Source organism: Amycolatopsis sp. NPDC114504, from assembly GCF_055633595.1.
Window position 1 is genome coordinate 138,795 of record NZ_JBVKDU010000002.1, and the last position, 14,352, is coordinate 153,146.

Sequence of the window (14,352 nt, forward strand, 5' to 3'; positions counted from 1 at the left end):
CGGGCACGTGAGCGACGACGTCGAGAAGGCGCCTGAAGACGCGCCCGAAGAGACCCCCGAGTACGGCTCGGAGGACGTCCTCGAGGACGTCGAAAGCACTCCGCCCGCCCCGCGGGTCAAGGCGCGTCGTTCGCCTTGGAACCGCGGGCGGGACCGGGTGATCGCGGCGCTGGTCGCGGTCACCGCGGTCGCCGTCGCGCTGGTGGTCGGCGTGACGAGCGACAGCGCGGCGACCGACCGGACCGAGGCGGCGGCACCCCCGCCGTTGCCGGCGGCGCCGGACAAGGTGCCCGGCTCGCTGGCCGAGATCTGGAGCGCCCGCAGCGGCGCGACCCCGGTCCCGGTGGTGGCGGGCGACACGGTGGCGACGGCGGACGGCGGCGAGGTCGCCGCCCGCGACCCGCTGACCGGGCAGATCCGCTGGCACTACACGCGTGACCTGCCGTTGTGCACGGTGAACGAGACGTGGGGGCGGCTGAACGCCGTCTATCACAAGACCGAGAACTGCAGCGAAGTCACGCAGCTCGACCCGGGCACCGGGCGGATCACGGCGCAGCGCAACGGCAACGCGGAGCTGGGCACGCGCCTGGTCGGCGACGGTTCCCACGTGACAGCGACGGGCAAGAAGCTGCTGACGACGTGGCGCGACGACCTGGTGCAGAGCGCCGAGTACGGCCAGGTCCCGGCGCTGGTCAACGCGGGCAAGCAGCCCCGCACCGGCTGCACGTACGGCACGGTCGCGGCGGCGTCGGGCAAGGTCGGCGTCATCGAGCACTGCCCGGGCGACCCGGCCGACCGCCTGACGGTCTACAAGGCGGCGCCGGAGAAGGACGACGAGCCATCGGTGTCGTTCAGCAGCGTCCTGGCAGGCAAGCGGGCGCGCGTGATCGCGATGTCCGGCGACCTGACGGCGGTGGTCCTGCCGGACCAGAAGCTGATGGTGGTCTACAACGGCGACGGTTCCCAGCGCGCGGCCTACCCCCTGGACGTCCCGGCGGCCGACCTGGCCGCGGATCCCCCCGGCGGCGTCGAGGCGACGACCCAGACGGCGCAGAACCTGTACTGGTTCAGCGGGTCGAAGGTGGTGGCGTTGTCGCGTGACGACCTTTCGCCGCGGTGGACGCTGAGCAGCGCTTCGGGCCCGGGGATCATGTTCGCCGCGCAGCTGGTGGTCCCGATCAAGGGCGGCCTGGCGGTGCTGAACGAGAACGACGGTTCGACCATCCGCACGGTGGGCGTGGACCGGCGCGGTTATGCCGGAGTCGTCCGGTTGGGCGCGGCGGGCCCGGTGCTGCTGGAAGAACGCGGCGACACGCTGACCGCCCTGAAGTAGGGCCACAGGCAGGCGACTTCACCGCGCGCGTGATCGGGCGGGCTTCGCGCGTGTCTGCGCGGGCATCACGCGTGATTGGAGGGGCATCACGCGCGAGCCGGGCTCAGGTGAGCCAGAAGAGGGTCAGGGCCGAGACCGTGAACAGCACGACCGCGAGGCCGGCGCCCACGGCCGGGGCGCCGTTGCGGCGGTCCGCGACTCGCTGGGCCAGCAAGGCCAGGATCGCCGCCACCGGGTGACCGATCAGCAGGACCGCGCCGGGGCCCGGGGCGCCCGTGTTCAGGTCGATTCCCGCCACCACCAGGACTCCGATGGCCAGGACCGTGAGTCCGGCGGCGAGTGAGCCGGTGAATCCGCGCCACCAGCGGCCGCCCGGCTTCGCGGGCGCAGCGGGTTCAGCAGGCGCGGTGGGCTCTTCGGGCGCGTCCGGCGGCTCGGGCTCGACGCGTTCCTGGGGAACCGTCTGCTCCTCGTCCGGCTCAAGCGCGATCGGCTCGGTCTGCTGCCGCGGAACCACCGGCTCGGCGCCCGCGGGCAGGGGCACCGTGGCCAGCTCGTCGGTCTCCGGTGAAGCCACTTTCCCTCCCTGTCACGGCGCGAGCAGGTCCCACGGCTGCATCTGCGGGGCCGCTTCCTGCCCCGCCTTGCAGCTCGGCCTGAAGTCGCACCAGGCGCAACGGCGGTCCGGGCGGGCCGGGAACAGCACGTCCCCGTCGCCGCCCGCGTCCAGGGTATCCGTGGCCAGCCTGAGGTCTCCGGCGGTCTCTTCGGCGCGTTGCAGCTGCCGCCGCAGGCTCTCCGGCGTGTGCTCGGCCGCCGCGATCGTGCCGGTCGGGAGGTGGTGCAGCTCCACGGTCGTGCACGGCATCCGCAGCGTCCGCGCCGCCGCCACCGCGTACAGCGCCAGTGCCTGCGACGCGCGGGCCTCGTACTCGTCCGGCGGACGGCGTCCGGTTTTGTAGTCCACGATGACCAGTTCGCCGTCACGGGCGTCGATGCGGTCCGCGCGGCCCTCGATGATCATCGACGGCTTCTCCCCCGGCGTGGCAGTGACCGGCGCCGACACCCAGCGCTCGAGCCCGACGGGGTCGTGCGTGACGTCGTTGTCCTCGACGTACTCCGCCACCCACCCCTTCGCGCGCGCCCGGTAGCGCGCCGCCTGCTCGTCGCTCTCGAAGCCCGCGTCCTTCCAGAACTCCGCCACCAGCGCCACCGCGCGCTGCGGCACCCGCTTGAGCACCGGCAGGTCGAACAACGCCCGCAGCGCGTTGTGCACCACCGCGCCGAGCGTGCTGTGCGCCCACGGCCCCGTGCGTTGCGGGGTAGGCCGTTCGAGGTACGCGAGCCGGTACCGGCGCGGGCAGTCGTCGAAGGTGGCCAGCCGCGCCGGCGACACCTTCGTGAGCCGCACCGGTTGCGCCACGCCGAAGTCGAACCCCATCTGCTCCTTCACGGCTGCCACGCTACGCACCACCACCGACACTTTCCGCGCGGGGCGAGGCCGCCCCGCGCGGAAAGTGCGGCTACCGCACCACCAACACCGTGTGCGTCCCGCCGGAAACGGCCAGCGCACCGCCGGCCGCGGCCCGCATCGGGCGCCCGTCGAGCAGCACCAGGCGCCCGGCCGGGACCACCAGCGAACCGGACGTCCCGCGCGGTGCCGTCACGGTCAACGAGAACACCGAACCCTGCTGGGTCCACGAAGCCGACACCGCGCCCTTCGGCGTCGGCACCGCTCCCCTCGCCCAGGCAACGGAACCCGGGTGCGGCGAAACCGTCCACGTCGCGAAGCCCGGCGAAGTCGGCGAGACGCCCAGCAGCTCGTTCGTCAGAGCCGGCACGACCCCGGTCGACCAGCCGTGCGCGGCCGACGTGTAGCCCTGCTCGTAGTGCGATCCGCCGTCGCCGATGCCTTCCCACGCCGTGATGCCCGGGTCGTGGGACGCCATCCAGCCGTACATCCGCTTGATCTGGTCGATCGCCGACGTCGCCTGCCCGGTCCGGAACCGCGCCTGGATCTCCGGGAACGACGTGAACGCGTACACGCGCTTCGTCCCGTCACCGACGAGAGTGTCGTTGTCCATGAAGGGATTCCCGTAGGGCAACGCCCCGGCCGCGAGCCGCGCCAGCGACGACGTGGCCTGCGCCGGCGACGCGATCCCCGCGACGATCGCCTGGCTGTTGCCGTCCTGGCCGTGGCGCACCGCGCCCGTCCCCGAGTCGAGGTACGCCCCCGCCGCCGGGTCCCACAGGTACTGGTTCACCGCCGCCGCGACGCCGGAAGCCCGCGAAAGCCACCGATCCGCGTCGGACGCGTGCCCGGTCGCCCGAGCGAGCCCGGCTGCGCCTTGAAGCGCGCGGACGTACAACGCGTTGTAGTACGTCACTTCGCCGGTCCGCGGCAGGAACGCGTAGTCGCCGTAGCCGCCTGTGCCGTTGAGGCCCTTCGAGAGCAACCCGCGCGAATCGGTGACCGACGGATACCACGCGTCGAGCGTCTTCACGAGGTTCGAGTAGTACGAAGACGCGTACGCGGTGTCACCCGTGTAGAGCACGTAGTCCCAGCTCGACGTCACCCACCAGAGCGGATAGTCGAACAGCGGCAACGTGTAGTTGTTGATCGACGCGGGCGGGATCCAGCCGTCCGCGCGCTGGTGGTCGGCCAGGTCGGCGAGCACGTTGCGCGCCGCGGTGCCGTCCTGGTGGGTCAGGTACTGGGTCAGCCCGGACACCGCGACGTCGCCGACGTACGGGTCCCGGTCGCGCTTGGCGCCGTCGTGCAGCACCAGTTTCCCGTCCAGCGAAGGCGAGAACGCGCCGCGTGGGTCCACATCGGACTCGCGGAAGGTGTCCATGCCCAGCTCGTTCGTGTAGGACGCGGCGTACCAGTAGCGGTTCAAGGCGTCGTCGGACGACTCGAACCAGCCGCGGTAGCTGCTCGGGGTCCCGAGGAACGGCGTGAAGTCGAGCGAGACGCCGTTGATCCGCACCTCACCGGACGGCTGCGTGAGCGGCGCGTCCGACGCGAGCGCGTCGAGGCTGATCCGCAGGTAGCGGAAGCCGCGCAGGCCGTCCGCGCACACCTGCGTGCCGGCAGCGCAGCCCTTGGTGTCCCGCCAGACGGTCGGTGTCGCGGGCACCGCGATCTGGTCGCTGCCCGGCCCGCCGGAGAAGTCCGAGCGCGAGAAGTCGGACCGTTCGCCCAGGTACTGCTGGGTTTCCGAGGTCGACACCCGGACGCCGGGGTGGTTCGCCGACGCGCCCGCGAACGAGATCTTCGGGTACCCCGCGACGACCTTGCCGAAGTCGACCACCGCGACCGGCACCGGCGGGTCGGCGACCAGGCCGGGCCAGACCTCGGTGACGCGGCTGAACTCGCCCGAAGGCGTGCTCTGGTCCTTCGTGACGGTGATCCGGACCTGCGCGGTCGTCACCGGCCGGTCGAAGGCGACCGCCCGCTGGACGGCGGTGTTGCCACTCACCGATGCCGCGACGCGCCAGGCGCCGCCGTCCAGCACCTCCACGGTGTAGTCCTGCGGCACACCGTCCACACTGGACAGAACAGTGACGCCGGGGAGCGTCACCGGCGCGGCCGAGGTGATCGTCAGGACGTCCGGGTAGGCGCCGATCGTGTCGTCGTTCCAGAACGTGTCGAGGTTGCCGTCGACGGCGTTGCCGGGCGCGTACGTCCGCGGCTGGCCGTTCCCGCCGTTGTTCGGCGCGTGGAACGACGACGCGGCCGCCGTGGTCCCCGCGGGCCAGGCCGGCTTCGGCGGCGGCGCCTGGCGCTTGAACGTCGTGACGCCCCGGCCGAGCAGGCCGTCCGGGTTCGTGACGTCACCGGTGGTGGACAGGACCTTCACCGGCCGCACGTCCCGGCTCGTCGGCGCGACGACGTACTTCTGCCAGCTCGGACCGGGCAGGGCGGTCGCCGCCGGCGCCGCGACCACGCCGCTCGCCACCAGGACCGTGACCGGCAGGATTGCTCTGAGCCACTTCATCGAGGCCTCCGCAAGGCGTTTGAATCGTTTCAACCGCTGGGCTGGGATTCAATCTGCGGGAGGCGTGCCAACGATGTCAACGAACCCGCCGGTTCCTGTCCGGCAGGACAACCCGAAAGGCGGGGTCAGCTGCCGCCGGCGATGAAGCCCCGGACGGAGTTCGCGACGAGCTCCACGGCGATGGCCGCGAGCAGCAGGCCGGCGACCTTGGCCAGCAGCGTGATGCCGCTTTCCTTGATCAGCCGGATGACGACACCGGAGTAGCGCATGCAGATGTAGATCACGAAGTGCGTGGTGACGATCGCCAGCGCCAGCGCGATGTACGCGCCGATGTGCCCGTCGGCCTGGCGGACGAACACGATGGTCGCGGCGATCGCGCCGGGCCCGGCCAGCAGCGGCGTGCCGAGCGGCACCAGCGCGACGTTGACGTCCTCCGCGGCCGCCTCGGGCTCGTGGCCGCTGCCGGTGAGCAGCTGCAGCGCGATGAGCAGGAGCAGCAGGCCGCCGGCGCCCTGCAGCGCCGGGATGCCGATGCCGAGGTAGGCCAGGATCGCCTGGCCGGCGACCGCGAACAGGCTGATGACCAGCAGCGACACCAGGACGGCCTGCCGGGCGGCGCGCGCCCGCGTCGCCAGCGGCTTGCGGCCGACCAGGCTCAGGAACACCGGCACCGTGCCGGGCGGGTCCATGATCACGACCAGGGTGATCGTCGCGCTCATGAAGAGCTTGGCGTCGAAGAAGTCGGCGATCGCCACGTCAGCTCTTCACGACCTGGAAGCCGGTCGCGCGCGCGACGAGCTCCTCGAGCTGCCCGGGGTCGGTGGTGCACTCGCCGAGCGCGATCGTCTTGTTCGTGCCGTGGTAGTCGCTCGACCCGGTGACGAGCAGGCCGAGCTCACCGGCCAGCGCGCGGGTGCGGGCGCGCGTCGGCGCGTCGTGGTTGGGGTGGTCCGCCTCGACGCCGGTGAGCCCGTGCGCGGCCAGACCGGCGAGGGTCTCTTCGCTGATCGTGGCGCCGCGGCTGAAGGCGAAGGGGTGCGCGATGACCGTGACGCCGCCGGCCGCGGCGATCATGTCGATGGCTTCCTCGACCGGCGTGTCGCGGCGGGCGACGTAGTAGCCGCGGCGCGGGCTGAGGTAGTCGGCGAAGGCCTCGTCGACGGACTTGACCAGCCCGGCCCGGACCAGCGCCTGGGCCAGGTGCGGTCGTCCGGGCGGCGAGTCCTCGGGGAGCAGGCCGAAGATCTCGTCGGCGTCGATCGGGAGGCCGTCGGCGGCCATCCGCTCGGCCATCCGGCGCAGGCGCGTGCGGCGCTCGACGCGCAGCCGGGTCTGCTCGGTGACGACCGGCTCGGACGTCGGGTCGAAGAGGTAGGCCAGCAGGTGGACGCTGATCTGACGGCCGGTTTCGGGGTTGATCGACACCGTCGAGAGCTCGGCGCCGGGGACCAGGGTCAGGCCCGGCGGCATGGCTTCGGTGGCGGGCGCCCAGCCCGCGGTGGTGTCGTGGTCGGTGATCGCGACGACGTCGAGCCCGGCTCTCGCGGCCGCGGCGACGAGCCCGGCCGGCGAGTCGGTGCCGTCGGAAGCGGTGGAATGGGCGTGCAGGTCGATGCGCATCGGGTCCATTGTCGACGATGCGCTGCGTCACACGCGCGGCGGGATGAGGCTAGCCGACCGGCTTCTTGCCCCGGGCGGCTCGCTGGGCCTTGATCATCGAGAAGCGCTCGGCCTGCTTCTGCTTGTCACCGAAGACGAGCTCCGAGATCGTGTCGTAGAACTCTTCGGGCCGCGGCAGGAAGTCGATCTTGTTGAGGGCCTGGATCTGACCGGCCGACTCGACGACCATCGTGCCGTAGCCCATCATGCGGCCGGTGGCGGTGCGGACGTAGCTGAGGTCGGTGACCTTGCTGATCGGCATCATCAGGACCTTGGTGGTGAACACCCCGGTGGTCATGACGAACCGCTTGTCGGTGACCACCAGCCGCTCGACCCACCACTCCATCACCACGTAGGCGAACCGCAGCACGACGAGGAGCGCGACGTACCAGAGGATGTTCTGGCCGATGTACAGCGCCGGTGGCAGCAGGTAGGACACCAGGACGCAGACGGCCAGCAGGGCCGCCGCTTCGAAGGTGTCCCACAGCAGCACCGCCCAGTGGCGGCGGATCCGGATGACCCGCCGCTCGGTGTCGAGGAGGTACTCGTCGGGATCGCGAGGCGCGAACATGGTTCGAGGGTAGCCTCGCGATCAGCCCTTGAACACGTTGCTGACGAAGGTGATCACCGATTCGGCCGAGTCCCGGAGGAACTGGACGATGTTGCCCACAAGCCCCGCGGCCTGACCGGGCTGGGCAATGACGAAGAACAGCACCAACGCGATACCGGCGAGGCCCGCAATCTTCTTCACGTTCACCGCGATCAAATCCCGTCTCTTACGGTGACACCGGACAACAGCTGAAAGCCTGACTTTTACGTTGTACCGCACTGAACAGGCACACGGGAGGTAAGTCCCGCGCTTGGGTCAGCACGTGGTCCGAAGTGTACCGTACGGCTACTCTCCGTGTACAGGACATCCGTTTTCAAGTCGGTCACGTCTACCCTTCGGGACATGGACCGCCTCACCAGCACCACGATCCGCTGTGTCGGCGGCATCGCGTTCGACCCGCACGGCCGCTTGCTGCTCATCCGGCGGGCGAATGACCCCGGTTCGGGGCAATGGTCGCTGCCGGGTGGCCGAATCGAACCGGGCGAAACGGACAAAGAGGCTGTGGTCAGGGAGCTTTTGGAAGAGACCGGTCTCGACGTGATTCCCGGCACACTGGTCGGGACGGTGACCCGCGGGCCGTATGAAATCCACGACTACTGGTGCACGGTCGCCGGCGGGGTCCTCACGGCGGGTGACGACGCGTCGGACGCGCGTTGGTCCGATGCGGCAGACCTGTCGGCGCTGGAGGCGGCCGGGGCCCTGGTGGATCTCCTGTACGTGACCCTCCGCGACTGGAACGCGTTCCCGCGGGCTTGAAAAGCCGCGAAGGCCCCCATAACGGCCATAAAGCCGGCATGGAGGCCTTCATCGCTCACGTCAAAGCGGCAGCCAGGTCATCCGCTGCCCGTGCGGAGCGGTCCGGGCCAAGGCATGAGCCTCCGCCTTGCCGCCCTCCCACCGCACGACGCCCAGCGTTGCCAGCCCGTCGCCCACCAGGTCGTCCCGTCCCGGCAGGACCAGCTCCAGCCCGGCGCCGTAGAACTCCTCCGACACCCACCACAGCGGCCGTGAAGCCGCGAGCGAGGCCAGCTGCTCGACGAACTCGGCCCGCCGGTCGGCCGGGAAGTACGCCAGCGCATGGCTCGTGACCACCACCAGCGGCCCTTCCAGCGACTCGGCGGCCGAAGCGAGGTCGTCGACGCCGTCGCCCGCGATGAGGCGGGGGCGGTGCTTCGCCTGCTCGGCCGCCGCCGTCCTCAGCAGCCGGATGCGGTCCGGCTGGTCGGCCCAGACGCACGCCTCCAGCCACGCGAGCTCGTCCTCGTCCGAGAGGTCCACCGGCGCGCGGTCCAGCCCGGCCCGGTCGAGCAGGGCAAGCTTCTTCGGCAGCTTCGGGGTCACCGCGCCGGGCGCCAGGTCGAGCGCGCAGTGCAGCCCGACCGTGGTCTTCGCCGGGCCCGCCGTCAGCTGCTCGCCGCCGTCGCACTGGTAGCGGTAGCCGAAGCGGTCGAGGCCCAGCAGCAGCCCCGCGCTGCAGCCGACCTCCAGCAGCGAGACCTTCCCGCCCGCTTCCTTCGCCGCGCGGGCCACCCCGGGGTACAGCAGCGCGGCCCGCCGGACCTCGTTGGTCTGCGTGTAGCGCGAGGCGATCAGGGCCCGCGCCTTGTCCGCCCGCTCCAGCAGGAACGACCGGAACAGCGGCCAGGTCTCCGAGTCGACGCCGTCGAAGCCGCCCAGCGACGGGTAGTACCGCGAAAGCGGGTGGATGGGGTCGGCCTGCACGAGCCGGTGCGCGGTCGCCATCAGCAGCGTGCCGCGCACCTCGCCGTCGCGGGCCGAGGCGAGCAGGCCCGCCACGTCGTCGTCCGACGCGGCTTGTGTCGCCAGGTGCTCGTACAACGGCGAGACCCCGCCGGCCTCGACTTCCGCGAACGTGCGCAGTATTTCCTTGATGTGATCCAGGTCCATCAGAGCCTCATTCGTGGGGCACCGGACGGCCCGGCTGCTCCCCGCCCCGAGTTTCCCCGTAAGAGCGCTTGGGCACCATCACCTTCCGCCGGAAGGTGCACACGATCAGGCCATCCTGCTTGTAACCGCGGGTCTCGACGTACACGACACCGCGGTCGTCCTTCGACTTCGACGGCGTCTTGTCCAGCACCTCGGTCTCGCCGTAGATGGTGTCGCCGTGGAAGGTCGGCTTGACGTGCTTCAGCGACTCGACCTCGAGGTTCGCGATGGCCTTGCCGGAGACGTCGGGCACGGACATGCCCAGCAGCAGCGAGTAGACGTAGTTGCCGACCACGACGTTCTTGCCGAAGTCGGTGGTCTCCTCGGCGTAGTGCGCGTCGAGGTGCAGCGGGTGGTGGTTCATGGTGATCAGGCAGAAGAGGTGGTCGTCGTATTCGGTGACCGTTTTGCCCGGCCAGTGCTTGTAGACCGCACCGACCTCGAACTCCTCGTAGTACCGACCGAACTGCACTCGTCTCTCCCTGTTCCGCGTAACACCGCGTGAGGCTGGTACGACACGCATCCGTAGTGAGGAGTACCCTCAACCATTGGTGTTCGCGCGTCAACGCGAGCCCCACCACTCTGGACCCGGCCCGAAGGAGGTGAGGAACCCCGATGAGTAGTGGCGATAGTCCGCTCCCTAGTACTCCCAGCGTTCCCACCACACCCGCCGGCCGGCTCATCTCCTGGTAGGCCTTTTCCCGGGAACGCTGGTGTCGCCGGGCGGACGCGTTCCGCCCCTGGTCAGTCGTCTTCGCACGACCACGCACGACGCCCAGGAGATCCCATGCCTGCCATTCCCTCGCTCGGCGGCCTCCGCGGCCGCGGCAACAAGGGCGCCGTCCCCGTCCGCCCGGTCCCGGTGCCGCTGTCCGCGTACGTCGTGGACTGCGCGGTGTACGTCTCGGGCGAGCGCCTGCCCGGCCGCTGGACGCACATCGAAGCGATCAAAGAGGTCCGCAAGCGCCACGAGGGGTTCGTCTGGATCGGGCTGCACGAGCCCGACTCCCAGCAGATCCAGGGCATCGCGGAGACGTTCGGGCTGCACGAGCTGGCCGTCGAAGACGCTCTCGAAGCGCACCAGCGCCCGAAGCTGGAGCGCTACGACGACACGCTCTTCCTGGTGGTCAAGACCGTCCGGTACGTCGAACACGAATCACCCACCACGGCGAACGAGATCGTCGAGACCGGCGAGCTCATGGTGTTCCTCGGCCGCGACTTCGTGATCACCGTCCGGCACGGGAACCACTCGGGCCTGGCGCGCCTGCGCCGTGAGCTCGACGACGACTCCGAGCGCCTGCAGCTCGGCCCGGCCGCGGTCGTGCACGCGATCACCGACCACGTCGTCGACCACTACCTCGACGTCACGGGCCGGATCGAGAACGACATCGACGTGATGGAGGCGCAGGTCTTCGCGCCCCGGTCGCAGGTCAGCGCCGAGCAGATCTACCTGATGAAGCGGGAGGTCCTCGAGCTGCGCCGGGCGGTGATGCCGCTCGCGACGCCGATCCAGCGGCTGGCCGAGGGCTACACGCGGCTGGTGCCGGACGAGGTCCGCTCGTACTTCCGCGACGTCGCCGACCACCTCACGACCGTGTCCGAGCGGGTGGCGGCGTTCGACGAGCTGCTGTCCACACTGGTCGACGCGACGGTCGCGAAGATCTCCCTGCAGCAGAACACCGACATGCGCAAGATCACGTCGTGGGCGGCCATCATCACCGTGCCGACGATGATCGCGGGCATCTACGGGATGAACTTCGACTACCTGCCCGAGCTGCACTGGAAGTTCGGGTACCCGCTGGTGATCACGGTGATCCTGGCGATCTGCCTGTTGCTGTACCGAATATTCCGGAAGAACGGCTGGCTCTAGGTCCCCTTCCTCCCCACCGGAACCCTTCGGAGAACCGCCATGTCCAGGATGCTGTCCAACCTGAAGTTCTGGGCGCTCGCGCTCAGCGTGCTGTGGATCGTCGTCATCACTTTCGTCATCGTCGCCGACCCCGGGTTCGCGCACGGCATGAAATAACGCCCGGGGTCGTACCCTGGGTCCATGCCGAAAGCGCTGGTCGTCTCCGACGAGGTCGACGAGCGGCTGTGGACCGACGCGGTCCGCGCCGTCGCCGTCGACCTCGTCATCGGTGCCGGCGACCTCCCCTACGACTACCTCGCGTTCCTGGCCAGCGCGCTCGACGCACCGTGCGTGTTCGTGCCGGGCAACCACGACCCGGACCTGAGCGGCTACACGCGCTACGGCGGACTGTCCATGAAGGACGGTTTCCCCACGGTCTGGCCGGGCCCGGCGGGCGGCGTCAACGCCGACGGCCGGGTCGTCGACGTCGCCGGGCTCCGGTTCGCCGGGCTCGGCGGCTCGATCCGCTACAACGACGGTCCGAACCAGTGGACGCAGCGCCAGCAGGCGCGCCGGGCCCGCGGCCTGGTGCGGCGCGCGCGGTGGCGTCGACGTCGCGACGGCCGCGACGTCGACGTCCTGCTGACGCACTCGCCGCCGCTGGACCTCGGCGACCGGGCGGACCCGCCGCACCGCGGGTTCGCGTGCCTGCACCGGACGATCGACGTGCTGCGCCCGAAGTGGTTGCTGCACGGGCACATCCACCCCCACGGCGAACCCGTGCCGGACCGGGTCGTCGGCGAAACCCGGATCCGCAACGTGGTGGGCCACCGGATCATGGAGTTCTCATGAAAGAGACGGGGTTCCCCCGCGCCGACGCGGAGAACGACTTCCTCCGCGCGCGCCGGGGCCAGGTGCTCTCGCGGCTTTCGACGTGGCTGCGCCGCGAGCCCGACGACGTCAACATCATGCTGCCGTTCCACGAGGTGGTGGAGGCACTCGGGTACGCGGGCGAGCACCGGATCGGGCTGCGGGTGATCAAGCTGGACTCGATCGTCGGCACGGTCGACCGCAGCCGCGACTTCGACCGCCGCTTCCGGCCGACGACCGGCCGGGTCCGCGAGCGCTGGGAACGCTTGGCGTTGGCGGCGCGGCGGGGTGAGGAGATCCCGCCGATCGAGGTGTACCGCGTCGGCGAGCTGCACTTCATCATCGACGGCCACCACCGCGTCTCGGTGGCGCTCGCGCAGGGACTGTCCACAATAGAGGCATTCGTGACGGTGGTCCGGACCAAACTGGACCCGAGCGGCATCCGCCACCGAGGCGACCTGATCGTCAAGGACTACCGGCGGCTGTTCCTGGAGCGCGTGCCGTTGACCGGGCACGCGCGGGCGTCGGTGATCGTCTCGGACCCGTGGGACTACGCGAAGCTGGGCGAGCACGTGGAGGCGTGGGGCTTCCGGCTGATGCAGGACGAAGGCAAGTTCTGCGACCGGCCGACCGTGGCCCAGCGGTGGTTCGACGAGGAGTTCGTGCCGGTGGTCGGGATGCTGCGGCAGGCGGACATGATCGGCGACCGCACGGACGCCGAGGCGTACATGTGGGTGGCGGCGGAGCGGTACCGGCTGATCCGCACCCACCGCTGGGACGACGAGGTCATCGAAGCGTTGCGAGCCAAGGGACGTTAGAAACCGAGCCCCGGCGTCAACGCCAGCCGCCGGACCTGGTCCTCCGTCAAGACCGGCTCCGGGCGCTGCTCCGGCAGGTGGACGTCCTTCTGCTCCAGCACCCCGCTGTTGTTCGACCAGACCTGCAGGTATCCCCACGGTGCCGACAACGACGCCCGGAAGCTCAGCGCGCCCGAAGTCCGGTCCGTGCTCAGCATCAGGCCGCCCTCGGGGAGCTGCTCCACCCCGCACCGGACCTCGACCGTCGTGGGGCGGCCGCACCGGGGCGTCCCCGCTGCTCCGGACGGCAGCATCAGCACGTACACCGAGCCCGTCCCGCGCGCGTCCGTCACCCGGACGCCCATGTGGAACAGCGCTTCCCGCGGCGCGTCCCCCATCGGGTCGGCGACCAGGTGGAACGGATCGGCCGGCGGGGTCTCCCCCGGGGTCGTCAACCGCGTGATCCGCACGTCGGGGTCGAGCATCGACCGGACCGCGTTGCCGATCAGGCAGCTCAGCCGGTCGACGATCGCCGCGCGCGTGTCCGACGCCGTGGGGCACGGCGGCGCTGCCACCGGGGCGCGGTGCGGCAGCACCACCACCGCCAGCCCGAGCGCGAGCACCACCACGACCAGCGCCACCGCCCCCGTGAGCAGGTGCTGCCGTCGCGAACGGCGGGCCGACGCCAGCACGCCGGCCGTGGAGAGACCCAGCGGGGGCTCGCCTTCGGTCACGTAGGCCGTCAAGGCGGATCGGATGTCCTTCATCACCGCTCCTCCCCCGTCGGCGCGGGCAGGACCGCGCGCAGCGCCTCGACCCCGCGGGCCGTCTGGGACTTGACCGTGCCCTCGGCGACGCCGAGCAGCGAAGCGACCTCCGCCACCGGGAGGTCTTCGAGGAACCGCAGCACGACCATCGCGCGCTGCCGGGGCGTGAGGTCGGCCAGCGCGCGTTCGACGTCGAGCCGCGCGTGCGTGTCACGGCCTGGCGGTGACTCCTGTTCCGGCACCACCGACGTCACGTACTCGCGCGCGGAGGTCCGCCGGCCGGCGAGGAACAGGTTCAGCAGGATGCGGCGGGCGTACGCGTCGACCGTGTCCGGCCGGACGCGCCGCCAGCGGCGGTACAGCTGCACGAACATGGCCTGGACCAGGTCTTCGGCCTGGTGCCAGTCGCCGCAGAAGGCGAACGCCACGCGGCGGAACCGCTGCACCCGCGCGGCGAAGTACTCGCTGAAATCGAGGTCTCTCGACGCCCCCACCCGGCCCTCCTTCGCACCTTTCAGT

Annotated in this window: 16 protein-coding genes; 5 read left to right on the forward strand and 11 right to left on the reverse strand. The window is 70.7% G+C overall.

Features of this window, described 5'->3' with window-relative positions:
* Window positions 1–7 precede the first annotated feature (7 nt).
* Window positions 8–1,333, forward strand: a complete 1,326-nt coding sequence (locus ACZ7PG_RS12155) for an Rv3212 family protein (protein ID WP_470239157.1) — start codon at window positions 8–10, stop codon at window positions 1,331–1,333.
* Window positions 1,334–1,436: 103 nt separating this feature from the next.
* Here the strand turns inward: ACZ7PG_RS12155 and ACZ7PG_RS12160 are convergent, their stop codons facing one another.
* The 7 genes from ACZ7PG_RS12160 to ACZ7PG_RS12190 all read right to left on the reverse strand — a co-directional run bounded on the left by ACZ7PG_RS12160 (window position 1,437) and on the right by ACZ7PG_RS12190 (window position 7,750).
* Window positions 1,437–1,910, reverse strand: a complete 474-nt coding sequence (locus tag ACZ7PG_RS12160; RefSeq protein WP_470239158.1) for a hypothetical protein — start codon at window positions 1,908–1,910, stop codon at window positions 1,437–1,439.
* 12 nt (window positions 1,911–1,922) lie between these two features.
* Window positions 1,923–2,774, reverse strand: a complete 852-nt coding sequence (locus ACZ7PG_RS12165) for a RecB family exonuclease (RefSeq protein ID WP_470240737.1) — start codon at window positions 2,772–2,774, stop codon at window positions 1,923–1,925.
* 82 nt (window positions 2,775–2,856) lie between these two features.
* Window positions 2,857–5,334 (reverse strand): alpha-L-rhamnosidase-related protein, encoded by a 2,478-nt coding sequence (locus ACZ7PG_RS12170; RefSeq protein WP_470239159.1) that lies wholly within the window; start codon window positions 5,332–5,334, stop codon window positions 2,857–2,859.
* Between the two features lie 125 nt (window positions 5,335–5,459).
* Window positions 5,460–6,089, reverse strand: coding sequence for a MarC family protein (locus ACZ7PG_RS12175; RefSeq protein ID WP_364523743.1), 630 nt, complete (start codon window positions 6,087–6,089; stop codon window positions 5,460–5,462).
* Window position 6,090: 1 nt separating this feature from the next.
* A complete protein-coding gene (locus ACZ7PG_RS12180; RefSeq protein WP_470239160.1) occupies window positions 6,091–6,954 on the reverse strand; it encodes a PHP domain-containing protein in 864 nt (287 codons plus the stop codon).
* A 49-nt stretch (window positions 6,955–7,003) separates the two neighbouring features.
* The gene (locus ACZ7PG_RS12185) at window positions 7,004–7,564 is read right to left on the reverse strand and encodes a PH domain-containing protein (RefSeq protein ID WP_003095467.1); all 561 of its coding nucleotides are present in this window, start codon (window positions 7,562–7,564) and stop codon (window positions 7,004–7,006) included.
* 21 nt (window positions 7,565–7,585) lie between these two features.
* Window positions 7,586–7,750 (reverse strand): hypothetical protein, encoded by a 165-nt coding sequence (locus ACZ7PG_RS12190; protein WP_196425937.1) that lies wholly within the window; start codon window positions 7,748–7,750, stop codon window positions 7,586–7,588.
* A gap of 195 nt (window positions 7,751–7,945) precedes the next feature.
* Between ACZ7PG_RS12190 and ACZ7PG_RS12195 the strand changes: the two genes are divergently transcribed.
* Window positions 7,946–8,359 carry an NUDIX hydrolase gene (locus ACZ7PG_RS12195; protein WP_470239161.1) on the forward strand — a complete coding sequence of 138 codons (414 nt, stop codon included), beginning with the start codon at window positions 7,946–7,948 and terminating at the stop codon, window positions 8,357–8,359.
* A gap of 60 nt (window positions 8,360–8,419) precedes the next feature.
* On the opposite strand, the gene ACZ7PG_RS12200 is transcribed toward ACZ7PG_RS12195, so the two are convergent.
* A complete protein-coding gene (locus ACZ7PG_RS12200) occupies window positions 8,420–9,511 on the reverse strand; it encodes a DUF2332 domain-containing protein (protein ID WP_470239162.1) in 1,092 nt (363 codons plus the stop codon).
* A gap of 7 nt (window positions 9,512–9,518) precedes the next feature.
* Complete coding sequence (locus tag ACZ7PG_RS12205) at window positions 9,519–10,022, reverse strand: MaoC family dehydratase (protein WP_013223004.1); 504 nt, start codon at window positions 10,020–10,022, stop codon at window positions 9,519–9,521.
* A gap of 315 nt (window positions 10,023–10,337) precedes the next feature.
* Between ACZ7PG_RS12205 and corA the strand changes: the two genes are divergently transcribed.
* The 3 genes from corA to ACZ7PG_RS12220 all read left to right on the forward strand — a co-directional run bounded on the left by corA (window position 10,338) and on the right by ACZ7PG_RS12220 (window position 13,087).
* Window positions 10,338–11,420: a magnesium/cobalt transporter CorA gene (gene corA / locus ACZ7PG_RS12210; protein ID WP_470239163.1), complete on the forward strand. Its 1,083-nt coding sequence runs from the start codon at window positions 10,338–10,340 to the stop codon at window positions 11,418–11,420.
* A 180-nt stretch (window positions 11,421–11,600) separates the two neighbouring features.
* Window positions 11,601–12,251: a metallophosphoesterase family protein gene (locus ACZ7PG_RS12215; protein ID WP_470239164.1), complete on the forward strand. Its 651-nt coding sequence runs from the start codon at window positions 11,601–11,603 to the stop codon at window positions 12,249–12,251.
* Window positions 12,248–13,087: a chromosome partitioning protein ParB gene (locus tag ACZ7PG_RS12220; protein ID WP_470239165.1), complete on the forward strand. Its 840-nt coding sequence runs from the start codon at window positions 12,248–12,250 to the stop codon at window positions 13,085–13,087. Before ACZ7PG_RS12215 ends, ACZ7PG_RS12220 begins: the two co-directional genes overlap by 4 nt.
* Here ACZ7PG_RS12220 and ACZ7PG_RS12225 read toward each other — a convergent pair.
* On the reverse strand, window positions 13,084–13,833 hold the full coding sequence (locus ACZ7PG_RS12225) for a hypothetical protein (protein ID WP_470239166.1): 750 nt from the start codon (window positions 13,831–13,833) through the stop codon (window positions 13,084–13,086). The genes ACZ7PG_RS12220 and ACZ7PG_RS12225 overlap by 4 nt on opposite strands.
* Window positions 13,833–14,327, reverse strand: a complete 495-nt coding sequence (locus ACZ7PG_RS12230) for a SigE family RNA polymerase sigma factor (protein WP_470239167.1) — start codon at window positions 14,325–14,327, stop codon at window positions 13,833–13,835. Before ACZ7PG_RS12230 ends, ACZ7PG_RS12225 begins: the two co-directional genes overlap by 1 nt.
* Window positions 14,328–14,352 lie beyond the last annotated feature (25 nt).

What these genes read in the sequence shown, in the direction of transcription:
- ACZ7PG_RS12165 (WP_470240737.1), bottom strand. Translation starts at nt 2,774, where the DNA reads ATGGGGTTCGACTTCGGCGTGGCGCAACCGGTGCGGCTCACGAAGGTG.
- ACZ7PG_RS12170 (WP_470239159.1), bottom strand. Translation starts at nt 5,334, where the DNA reads ATGAAGTGGCTCAGAGCAATCCTGCCGGTCACGGTCCTGGTGGCGAGC.
- ACZ7PG_RS12180 (WP_470239160.1), bottom strand. Translation starts at nt 6,954, where the DNA reads ATGCGCATCGACCTGCACGCCCATTCCACCGCTTCCGACGGCACCGAC.
- ACZ7PG_RS12185 (WP_003095467.1), bottom strand. Translation starts at nt 7,564, where the DNA reads ATGTTCGCGCCTCGCGATCCCGACGAGTACCTCCTCGACACCGAGCGG.
- ACZ7PG_RS12195 (WP_470239161.1), top strand. Translation starts at nt 7,946, where the DNA reads ATGGACCGCCTCACCAGCACCACGATCCGCTGTGTCGGCGGCATCGCG.
- ACZ7PG_RS12200 (WP_470239162.1), bottom strand. Translation starts at nt 9,511, where the DNA reads ATGGACCTGGATCACATCAAGGAAATACTGCGCACGTTCGCGGAAGTC.
- corA (WP_470239163.1), top strand. Translation starts at nt 10,338, where the DNA reads ATGCCTGCCATTCCCTCGCTCGGCGGCCTCCGCGGCCGCGGCAACAAG.
- ACZ7PG_RS12215 (WP_470239164.1), top strand. Translation starts at nt 11,601, where the DNA reads ATGCCGAAAGCGCTGGTCGTCTCCGACGAGGTCGACGAGCGGCTGTGG.
- ACZ7PG_RS12220 (WP_470239165.1), top strand. Translation starts at nt 12,248, where the DNA reads ATGAAAGAGACGGGGTTCCCCCGCGCCGACGCGGAGAACGACTTCCTC.
- ACZ7PG_RS12225 (WP_470239166.1), bottom strand. Translation starts at nt 13,833, where the DNA reads ATGAAGGACATCCGATCCGCCTTGACGGCCTACGTGACCGAAGGCGAG.